Below are 9,447 nucleotides of genomic sequence, written 5' to 3' on the forward strand. Positions count from 1 at the left end.
GGGCGCCGGTCGACGGCCGCGCGGCGGGCGTCTTGGCGGCGGGCGCCTCAGCGGGCTTTGCCGCGCCGTCGGCCTCGAGGGCCGCGCGCAGCTTGCGCGCCACGGGGGGCGCAATGGTCGACGAGGGGCTCTTGACGTATTCGCCGAGCTCCTTCAGCTTCGCGAGGGCGACTTTACTGTCGACGCCGATCTCCGAGGCGATTTCGTGCACTCGTGGGTTTGCCACAATTCTCCTGTCTGGGGTCCACCCCGGACAGGGCGGACCGTTACGTGCGGACGGGTCTCATTTCGAGCCGTTCACTTCGTGTCCATAGCCGTTCAGCCTTTTCGCTGGTGGGTTTCTTGAAAGGTCTGCGTGTCGAGGGAACCCGACGCGCGCAATGCTCGTCCGAAAGCGCGGCGGCGGAGAGCCGCCTGCACACAGGCATCCGTGTCATGCACCCACGCACCCCGCCCGGGAAGGACCGCTTTCTCGTCTGCGACGAGCGAGCCGCCCTGCACGACGACCCGCAGCAGGGCGGATCGGGGGGCACGCGCGCGGCATCCCACGCACGTTCGAACGGGATCCATCTTACCCCCGTCAGGCATCCTCGAGAATCGAGTCGGGCTGGATGTCGATCTTGGCGCCGGTGAGCTTGGCCGCGAGGCGGGCGTTCTGGCCCTCCTTGCCGATCGCGAGCGAGAGCTGGTAGTCGGGGACGAGCGCGCGGACGGCCTTCGTGTTCGCGTCGAGCACGAAGCTCGAGGTCACCTTCGCCGGCGACAGCGCGTTCGCGACGAACTTCGCCAGCTCCGGGTCGTAGTCGACGATGTCGATCTTCTCGCCGCCGAGCTCTTCGGTCACGGCGCGCACGCGGCGGCCGAGCTCGCCGATGCAGGCGCCCTTGGCGTTGATGGCGGGGTCGGTGGCGACGACGGCGATCTTGGTGCGGTGGCCCGCCTCGCGGGCGAGCGAGGTGATCTCGACGAGGCCCGACGCGATCTCGGGCACCTCGAGCGCGAAGAGCTTGCGGACGAGGCCCGGGTGCGTGCGCGACACGGTGATCTGCGGGCCCTTGAGGCCCTTCGACACCGAGGTCACGTAGACGCGCAGGCGCGCGCCGTGCGGGTACTCCTCGCCGGCGACCTGCTCTTCGGGCGGGAGGATGGCCTCGACGGTGCCGAGGTCGACGTGCACCATGCGGGGGTTCGGGCCCTGCTGGATGACGCCGGCGACGATGTCGCCCTCCTTGCCGCGGAACTCGCCGAGGATCGCGTCGTCGGCGATGTCGCGCAGGCGCTGACCGATCACCTGCTTGGCGGCGAAGGCCGCGATGCGCCCGAAGTCTTCGGGGGTCGACTCCTCTTCGCCGATGACGGCGCCCTCGTCGTCGAGGAGGGGCACGAACACGGCGACGTGACCGGTCTTGCGGTCGAGCACGGCGCGGGTGCCCTCGGGCAGCTCGCCGTCGGGCGAGGTGTGCTTGGCATAGGCGGTGAGGATGGCCTGTTCGATGATGCGCACGAGCTCCTCGAAGGGGATCTCCTTCTCGCGCTCGACCGTCCGCAGCAGTCCCAGATCGATGTCCACGGCTTCCTCCCTATTCAGCTGTCGTGCGGGGTTGCGCCCCACGCCGTTCTGCCGAGTTTACCCGATGCCGCGCACCCGGGCCGCGGCCTAATTTCACGCCCGTCGTGATGGTGCCGCCTCGCTCGGGTCGGCATACTTGCCCCATGAGCACCCTCGGCGACCCTCCCTCACGCTCCGGCTCCCGTCGCGGCGGAACCGCCGACCCCGGACTGATCGGCCTGCTCGGCTTCGTCATCGCGACCCTGACCGCCCAGCTCGCCCATCTCGGCGTGCAGAACGAGAGCGCCGTGTTCTGGGTGGGCGCGGCCTTCGGCGGCATCGTCCAGGTGACGGCGGGAATGCTCTCGTACTTCATCGGCGACGACTTCCACTTCATCGTCTACAACGCCTTCGGGTGGTACTGGATCTGCATGCCCGGGTTCCTGCTGGGCGGCGAGCTGGGCTTCTTCGAGGTGTCGGGCCCGGCCAAGCCGCTGTTCATGCTGATCTTCTCGCTGCTCGCCTTCGGCTTCGCCGTCGCCGGCGCGACGCACAACACCGCGCTGCCGCTGACCCTGCTGTTCGTCGGTATGGGCCTCGGGCTCGAGGCGATCGGCAGCTTCGCCGGTATCGCCGACCTCGGCACGATCGGCGCCTGGTTCCTCATCGGGGCGTCGGCGCTCGCGATGTACATGCTCATCGAGAAGTTCTACTGGCGCACGATGGGGCGCCATGTGCTGCCGCTCGGCCCGGCGTGGATCGCGGGCTCCGCCGACCGGGAATCCTGACGATGGCCGATGCCGCGCGGTCGGCGGCACGCCAGGTCGAGGCGAGTCCGCTCGTGCGCGCTCTCGCGCGCGGCGGCTATGCCGCCAGCGGTGCGGTGCACGTGCTGATCGGCCTGCTCGTGCTGACCCTCGCCTTCGGTGGCAGCGGCGAGGCCGACCAGTCCGGGGCGCTGCGGGCGATCGCCGGTGCACCGCTCGGGCTGGCCGTGCTGTGGATCATCGCCGTGCTGCTCTGGGCACTCGCGCTCTACCACCTGATCGAGGCGTTCGTCCTGCGAGACGCCACGCCGACGAAGACGTGGGGACGGCGGACCTCGGAGGTCGGCCAGGCGATCGTCTTCGGCGCACTGGGCGCCGTCTCGGCATCCGTCGCCCTCGGCGGACGCACAGAGGGAAACCACAGCGCCGAAGACGCGAGCCGCGACGTGCTGGCACTGCCCGGGGGATCGATGGTGCTCGCCCTCGTCGGCCTCGGGATCGCGGGCGGCGGCATCGCCTTCGTCGTGATGGGCGTGATGCGCTCGTTCGAGAAGAAGATGTCGATCCCTCGCGCCGGCATCGGCCCCGTCGTGAAGGGCCTCGGCGTCGTCGGCTACATCGCGAAGGGTGTGTCGCTCGCGATCGTGGGCGTGCTGCTTCTCATCGCCGCAGTCACGTCGGATGCCTCGCAGGCGGGCGGCCTCGACGACGCGTTCGACGCCCTGCACGCGCTGTTCCCCGGGCCGCTGCTCGTGGGCCTCGTCGGCGTCGGGTTCATCGCCTACGGACTGTTCCTGTTCTTCCGCGCACGCTACGCGCGGCTGTAGCCCGCCGGTCTGTCGCGACGATCAGAGGCCCGGCGACGGCACCGGCGCCGTCTCGGGCTCGCCCGCCGCCGAGGGCAGCTCGTTCAGCGCCCGGATGAGGCGGTACAGCGACCCCACCTTGAACCGGTTCGGGGTCATCACCAGGCGCGGCAGGTCGAGGCGGTCGTTGTCGCGCACCTCGGCCTTCAGCGGAGCGGTCGCCTCGATGCGTCCCTCGGCGAGCAGGTCGCCGAAGCGGTCGTTGAGGTCGTCGATCTCCTGCGGCGTCGGCGCGGCGTGCAGGCGCAGGACGAGACGCTTGCCGACCCAGCGCAGCGAGTCGTAGTTGCGGTAGAAGCCCGTGATGTCGCCCACCGCGGCATCCACCGAATCGGTCACGAGCACGCGGTCGAAGTCGTCGGGTGAGACGAAGCCGCCTGCGATGAGCTGCTCGTCGACGAAGCGCTCGAGACCCGCCCAGAACGTGCCACCGGGGCGGTCGAGCAGGACGATCGGGGTCGGGTCGGCCTTGCCGGTCTGCTGCAGGGTGAGCAGCTCGAACATCTCGTCAAGCGTGCCGAAGCCGCCCGGCACGCAGATGAAGGCCTGCGACTCTTTCACGAGCATGAGCTTGCGGGTGAAGAAGTACTTCATCGCGACGTTGCGGGAGTTCTTCATGATGACCGCGTTCGGCTTCTCTTCGAACGGCAGCCGGATGCTGACGCCGAGCGAGTGGTCGGGGCCCGCCCCTTCGGCGGCGGCCTGCATGATGCCGGGCCCGGCGCCGGTGACGACCATCCAGCCGCGCTCGGCGAGCGCATGGGCGGCCGCGGCGGCGGCCCGGTACTGCTCGTCGTCGGGGCGCGTGCGCGCCGAGCCGAAGATGGTGACCTTGGGGATGCCGCGGAACGGCGCGAACAGTGAGAACGCCGCCCGCATCTCGGTGAGCGCGGCGGAGGCGATCTTGAGGTCGAGCCGATCGGTGTCGTCGAGCCCGAGCCCGATGCCCGTGGCGAGGATACGGGCGATGAGGTCTTGATTGGTCTCGATCCCCGCGTCCGCGATGAGGGTTCGGATGCCGTCGGTCACCGCCTGCGGGATCTGAGTGGAGCTGCCTGCCATACCCCCACTCTGGCACGCGGGGGTGAACGGCGGGTGGCCGCACGCACCGCTCTGCTTGTCAATCCCCTGCCCTGGTTCTTCACCTCCGACGACACCGACAAGGTCGACGAGGCGCGGGCGCACCGCGACGTCGGGCTCTCATACTGCGACGCCAAGGGCATGCGCTACGTGTCGGTCGGCGGCAAAGCCGCCATCGTGCACGACAAGGCGAAGATGGCGGAGCTCTACTCGCCGTCGCTCGACGTCTGGTTCGAGCAGGGACTCGACACCCCCGGCATCGCCCTTCTCAAAGTGACGCCGCGGGTGAGCGAGTTCTGGGAGCCGGCGAAGGGCAAGATCGCGATGGTCGCGGGCATGCTGAAATCGCTCGTGACGAAGGACACCCCCGACGACGACATCATGAACCACGGCAAGATCGTCCGCTGACCTGCTGCGGCGCGGGTGCGCTCTGTCAGCGCGCGCGCAGTCGCTCGACGACCTCGGTGGCGGGCACGACCTCGCGCTCGCCCGTGCGGCGGTCCCACAGCTCGACCTCGCCGTCGGCCGCACCGCGGCCGACGATCACGATCTGCGGCACGCCGACGAGCTCGGCGTCGCCGAACTTCACGCCGGGCGACACCTTGGGGCGGTCGTCGTAGAGCACGTCGAAGCCCGCGGCATCCAGCTCGTCAGACAGCGACGCGGCGAGCGCGAACGCCGCCTCGTCGCGCCCCGTCGCGACGACGTGCACGTCGAACGGTGCGACGGATGCCGGCCAGATGAGCCCCTTGTCGTCGTTGTTCAGCTCGGCGATGATCGCGAGGATGCGGGTGACGCCGATGCCGTACGAGCCCATCGTGACGGTGACGAGCTTGCCGTTCTCGTCGAGGACTTTCAGGCCGAGCGCCTCGGCGTACTTGCGACCGAGCTGGAAGACGTGCCCGATCTCCATGCCGCGGGCGAGCGTGACGGGGCCCGACCCGTCGGGCGCCGGGTCGCCCTCGCGCACCGAGGCCACCTCGACGTAGCCGTCGACGTCGAAGTCGCGCCCCGCGACGAGCGAGTGCACGTGCTTCTGGTCGATGTTGGCGCCGGTGATCCAGCTCGTGCCGGGAACGACACGCGGATCGACGACGTAACGGATGCCCGTCGCCGACTCCTCACCGAGCACCGCGCCTTCCGGCGACCAGGGCCCGATGTAGCCCTTCACGAGCAGCGGGTGGCGCTCGAAGTCTTCGGGTGTCGCAGGCTCGACGGCGGCGGGCGCGAAAGCGACCTCGGCGCGCTTGTCGTCGACGTCGCGGTCGCCGGGGATCCCGACGATGACGAGCTCACGCGTGCCGTCGAGGTGCGTGAGGGCGAGCACGACGTTCTTCAGCGTGTCGGCGGCGGTGTACTCCCCCGCGTCGGTGTCGAGCACCGCGTTCGAGTGCGCGACGAGAGTGTCGATCGTCGGGGTGTCGGGCGAGTCGAAGATCACCGGCGCGGCGAGCCCGTCGAACGGGATCGGCTCGGGGGCGACCGTCGTGAACGCCTCGACGTTCGCGGCGTAGCCGCCTTCCGAACGCACGAAGGTGTCTTCGCCGACGGCGGTGGGGTGCAGGAACTCCTCCGACTTCGAGCCGCCCATCGCCCCGGCGTCGGCCTGCACGATCACGTACTCGAGGCCGAGCCGCTGGAAGATGCGCTCGTACGCGTCGCGCTGCGCCTGATACGACAGGTCGAGCCCCGCGTCGGTGTAGTCGAACGAGTAGGCATCCTTCATCGTGAACTCGCGCCCACGCAGCAGGCCCGCGCGGGGGCGCGCCTCGTCGCGGTACTTGTCCTGGATCTGGTAGAGCGTGACCGGCAGGTCTTTGTACGACGAGTAGAGATCCTTCACGAGCAGCGTGAACGCCTCTTCGTGGGTCGGGGCGAGCAGGTAGTCGCCGCCCTTGCGGTCGTTCAGCCGGAAGAGCAGGTCGCCGTACTCCTCCCAGCGGCCGGTCGCCTCATATGCCTCGCGCGGCATCAGCGCGGGGAAGTGCACCTCTTGCGCGCCGGCGGCCGCCATCTCTTCGCGCACGACCTTCTCGATGCGCGCCTTGACGCGCAGGCCCAGCGGCAGCCACGCGAAGATCCCCGCCGCCTGCGGCCGGATGTACCCGGCGCGGATCAGCAGTTTGTGGCTCGCGACCTCGGCCTGAGCCGGGTCTTCGCGGAGCGTGCGGAGGAAGAAGTTCGAAAGACGGGTGACCACGAGGCTAAAGCTTAGCCGCGCGTCTGCCCCGCACTCGCGGAGAGCACCGAGAGCACGCCGAGCGACGTGTCGACGACGCTGACACCGGCGAGACGCTGGCCCGTCAGGTGCAGGATGTTGACGCCGTCGGAGAGGTAGACGTCTCCGGTCGAGGTCACGCGGGCGGGGTGGCCGCCCACCGTGGCATCCACCGAATCGGGCACACGCGAGGCGACCTGCTTCCACGCCCACGCGCCGTCGGGGACGGCGATGATGCTGTAGCTCGAGCCGAGGTCGCCCTTCTGGGTGGGCGTGCGCTCCCAGTCGCAGCGCGACGACGTGGTCGACGCTTCGGACAGGCGGGCCTCGACGGTGCGGGCGGGCGGACGCACGAGCGAGGTGTGCGCCTCGTCGGAACCGAGGATCGAGGTGAGGCCGATGATCTGCGCCATCGCCGTGCAGTCGAGCGGATGCGCCCACGTCGTCTTCTGGGAGCGCACCGCGGCGCCGTCCGAGGCCACGGCCGAGAAGACCCCGGCGAGTTCACCCACGAGAGCGAGCGACGCATCGGTGTGGGCCGACGGCGAGAACGAACCGACGACGAGGGTCACGTGGCCGTTCCCTGCGACCGAGGCCCAGCACTCCATCGCCCGCGCGCCGGTCTCGCAGTCGGGCGCTTCGGTGATCTTGGCGACGTCGCCGACGACCAGCGCGTCGGGAATGACGTAGGCGTCGGCGGCGAGCTTGGTCGTCAGCAGCGAACAGGTGAGTCCGCCCGCGGTCTCGATGCCCACACGCCACAGGTCGCGCGGCTCGGTCACCCGCTGCACCTGCCCGACGACGCCGTCGACGCCGGGAGCGGCGGCGAGTCCGTCGCAGCCGCCCGCGACCGGCGAGGTGGGCTGCAGCGGCGCGGGGCTCGCAGACGGGGTGGGAGTCGGCGTCGCCGACACGGTCGCCGATGCGGATGCCGAGGTCGTCGCCGACTCGTCGGCACTCGCCTCTGCCGAACACGCCGACAGCGCCAAAGCCGCCACGACGAGGAGCACCGCTCCAGACCTCATCCGCACAGTACGCACGGCGCCATGCTATTGGCCCGACCCTGTGCGGAAGGTGTGGACCCACCTACACTGAGCGCGTGCCCCCGCGTCGCCCCCGGATCGTGCCCGACCGCTCGCGAGCGGCCTCCGATGCCGGAGCCGCCAGTGCGCCCGGTGCCGCCGGTGCGCCCGGTGCCGCCGGGGTCGCGGCTGACCTCGCCGCCTCGCTCACGGCTCTGCGCCAGAGCCTCGAGCTGCCCGACTCGTACCCGGCCGACGCCGACGACGAGGCGCACTGCGCGGCCCGCGAGGTGCGGGCGGAACCCGGGCCCGGGCTCGCCGACCTGCAAGACATCACGTTCGTGACGATCGACCCCGCGGGCTCTACCGACCTCGACCAGGCGCTGCATCTCGAGCGCACGTCCTCGGGGGCAGTCCTGCACTACGCGATCGCCGATGTGCCGGCCTTCGTCGCCCCGGGCGGACCGCTCGATGCCGAAACACGCCGCCGCGGCCAGACGATGTACGCCCCCGACGGGCGCATTCCGTTGCACCCGCCGGTGCTCGGCGACGATGCCGCCTCACTCCTGCCCGGGCCCCCGCGGCGCGCCTTCGTGTGGCGGTTCGTGCTCGACGAGGGAGCCCGGCCCGTCGAGACGACCCTCGTGCGCGGTGTCGTGCGCTCGCGCGCGCAGTGGTCGTACGACGAGGCGCAGCGCGCGATCGACGCGGGCACGGCCCCGCCCAGCCTGCTCGCCCTGGAGTGGTTCGGCACCCAGCGCGCCGCCCGTGAGCGCGAACGCGGCGGCGCGAGTCTCACCGTGCCCGAGACGCGCATCGAGCCCGACGGCGCCGGCGGGTTCCGATTGGAGCGCAGCTACGGCGTGCCGCTCGAAGACTGGAACGCGCACGTGTCTCTGCTGACCGGCATGGCCGCCGCCGAGATCATGTTGCGCGGGCGGGTGGGCGTGCTGCGCACCATGCCGCCCGCCGACGCCGACGACGTCGCCGACTTCCGCGCCCAGACGGTCGCGCTCGGCCTGCCGTGGCGGCTCGACGTGAGCTACGGCGACTACCTGCGCGGTCTCGACCGCTCCCCGGCGGCCCGCGCGGTCAAGGAGTACGCGGCAGGCCTCTTCCGCAGCGCCGCCTACGTCGCCTTCGACGGCGAAGTGCCGGTCCACACCGATCAGGCCGCGATCGGCGCGCCCTACGCGCACGCGACGGCGCCGCTGCGCCGCTTGGTCGACCGGTGGGTGCTCGTCGTGTGCGACGCGCTCGCGAACGACCGCCCGGTGCCCGAATGGGCCCGCACGTCACTTCCCGAGCTGCCCGCCCTCATGGCGCGCAGCTCGCAGAAGGCCGCGCAGTTGGATGCCGGGGCCATCGACCGGGTCGAAGCCGCACTGCTGACACCCCACCTCGGCGAGGTGTTCGACGGGGTCGTCGTGAGTGTGCGTTCGGGGACGGCGCGCGTGCAACTGGACGACCGGCCCGTCGACGCGAAGGTGCCCGGGCTCGAGGCGACGCCGGGCGAGGTCGCCCGGGTGCGCGTCGAGGCGGCGTCGATCGCCGACGGCACCGTGACGCTCGTCCCCGCCTGAGACTGCCGGCCACTCCCCCTCACCCGAGGGGTTTGCGTCTTCTGGCATCCGCGATATATTGCATATCGTGCCGCTCTCTTCTGCTCCCCTCCCCCGTGCACTACTGCGCGACGACGTGCATGCGCGCCTGCGCGATGCGATCGTCGACGGTTCGCTCGCACCCGGCGAGCAGCTGCGCGACGGAGACCTCGCGACCCGCCTCGGAGTGAGCCGCACGCCCGTGCGCGAGGCGCTGCTCGAACTGGCCCGCGCGGGGCTCGTACAGGCGACGCCGGGGCGCTCGACCGTCGTGGCGCCGATCGACCCGGGGGCGATCCGCGACGCGCAGGCGGTCGTCGGCGCGCTGCACGCGGTCGCCGTGC

The 9,447-nt window shown here is 70.9% G+C and carries 11 protein-coding genes; 5 read left to right on the plus strand and 6 right to left on the minus strand.

Going from position 1 to position 9,447, the window contains the following annotated elements; translation table 11 throughout:
• The 3 genes from G3N18_RS14850 to nusA all read right to left on the minus strand — a co-directional run.
• Positions 1-226 (minus strand): translation initiation factor IF-2 N-terminal domain-containing protein (locus G3N18_RS14850; RefSeq protein WP_196385044.1); only part of this gene is annotated, 226 nt, incomplete at its 3' end.
• 92 nt (positions 227-318) lie between these two features.
• Complete coding sequence (locus tag G3N18_RS14855; RefSeq protein WP_308066637.1) at positions 319-588, minus strand: YlxR family protein; 270 nt, start codon at positions 586-588, stop codon at positions 319-321.
• Positions 581-1,570, minus strand: coding sequence for a transcription termination factor NusA (gene nusA / locus G3N18_RS14860; RefSeq protein ID WP_196385045.1), 990 nt, complete (start codon positions 1,568-1,570; stop codon positions 581-583). Before nusA ends, G3N18_RS14855 begins: the two co-directional genes overlap by 8 nt.
• Before the next feature lie 143 nt (positions 1,571-1,713).
• Here nusA and G3N18_RS14865 point away from each other — a divergent pair, with 143 nt between their 5' ends.
• Both G3N18_RS14865 and G3N18_RS14870 read left to right on the plus strand, forming a co-directional pair.
• Complete coding sequence (locus G3N18_RS14865) at positions 1,714-2,337, plus strand: acetate uptake transporter family protein (RefSeq protein WP_196385046.1); 624 nt, start codon at positions 1,714-1,716, stop codon at positions 2,335-2,337.
• Positions 2,338-2,339: 2 nt separating this feature from the next.
• A complete protein-coding gene (locus tag G3N18_RS14870; RefSeq protein WP_196385047.1) occupies positions 2,340-3,143 on the plus strand; it encodes a DUF1206 domain-containing protein in 804 nt (267 codons plus the stop codon).
• Positions 3,144-3,164: 21 nt separating this feature from the next.
• Here the strand turns inward: G3N18_RS14870 and G3N18_RS14875 are convergent, their stop codons facing one another.
• Positions 3,165-4,244, minus strand: a complete 1,080-nt coding sequence (locus tag G3N18_RS14875) for an LOG family protein (protein ID WP_196385048.1) — start codon at positions 4,242-4,244, stop codon at positions 3,165-3,167.
• Positions 4,245-4,277: 33 nt separating this feature from the next.
• On the opposite strand from G3N18_RS14875, the gene G3N18_RS14880 reads away from it, so the two are divergent.
• A complete protein-coding gene (locus G3N18_RS14880; RefSeq protein ID WP_338038647.1) occupies positions 4,278-4,670 on the plus strand; it encodes a pyridoxamine 5'-phosphate oxidase family protein in 393 nt (130 codons plus the stop codon).
• Between the two features lie 25 nt (positions 4,671-4,695).
• On the opposite strand, the gene G3N18_RS14885 is transcribed toward G3N18_RS14880, so the two are convergent.
• Together G3N18_RS14885 and G3N18_RS14890 are read right to left on the minus strand one after the other, a co-directional pair.
• Positions 4,696-6,462 carry a proline--tRNA ligase gene (locus G3N18_RS14885; protein ID WP_196385049.1) on the minus strand — a complete coding sequence of 589 codons (1,767 nt, stop codon included), beginning with the start codon at positions 6,460-6,462 and terminating at the stop codon, positions 4,696-4,698.
• 11 nt (positions 6,463-6,473) lie between these two features.
• The gene (locus G3N18_RS14890) at positions 6,474-7,520 is read right to left on the minus strand and encodes a hypothetical protein (RefSeq protein ID WP_196385053.1); all 1,047 of its coding nucleotides are present in this window, start codon (positions 7,518-7,520) and stop codon (positions 6,474-6,476) included.
• Positions 7,521-7,579: 59 nt separating this feature from the next.
• On the opposite strand from G3N18_RS14890, the gene G3N18_RS14895 reads away from it, so the two are divergent.
• Both G3N18_RS14895 and G3N18_RS14900 read left to right on the plus strand, forming a co-directional pair.
• Positions 7,580-9,085, plus strand: coding sequence for an RNB domain-containing ribonuclease (locus tag G3N18_RS14895; protein WP_338038649.1), 1,506 nt, complete (start codon positions 7,580-7,582; stop codon positions 9,083-9,085).
• A gap of 67 nt (positions 9,086-9,152) precedes the next feature.
• Positions 9,153-9,447, plus strand: a 295-nt coding sequence (locus G3N18_RS14900) for a GntR family transcriptional regulator (protein ID WP_196385050.1), incomplete at its 3' end; no start/stop codon positions are given.

The sequence above is a fragment of the Microbacterium paulum genome, from assembly GCF_015707995.1.
GTDB lineage: Bacteria > Actinomycetota > Actinomycetes > Actinomycetales > Microbacteriaceae > Microbacterium > Microbacterium paulum.

Coding starts and splice junctions, on each gene's coding strand:
- G3N18_RS14870 (WP_196385047.1), top strand. CDS start 2,340: ATGGCCGATGCCGCGCGGTCGGCGGCACGCCAGGTCGAGGCGAGTCCG.
- G3N18_RS14875 (WP_196385048.1), bottom strand. CDS start 4,244: ATGGCAGGCAGCTCCACTCAGATCCCGCAGGCGGTGACCGACGGCATC.
- G3N18_RS14855 (WP_308066637.1), bottom strand. CDS start 588: ATGCCTGACGGGGGTAAGATGGATCCCGTTCGAACGTGCGTGGGATGC.
- G3N18_RS14865 (WP_196385046.1), top strand. CDS start 1,714: ATGAGCACCCTCGGCGACCCTCCCTCACGCTCCGGCTCCCGTCGCGGC.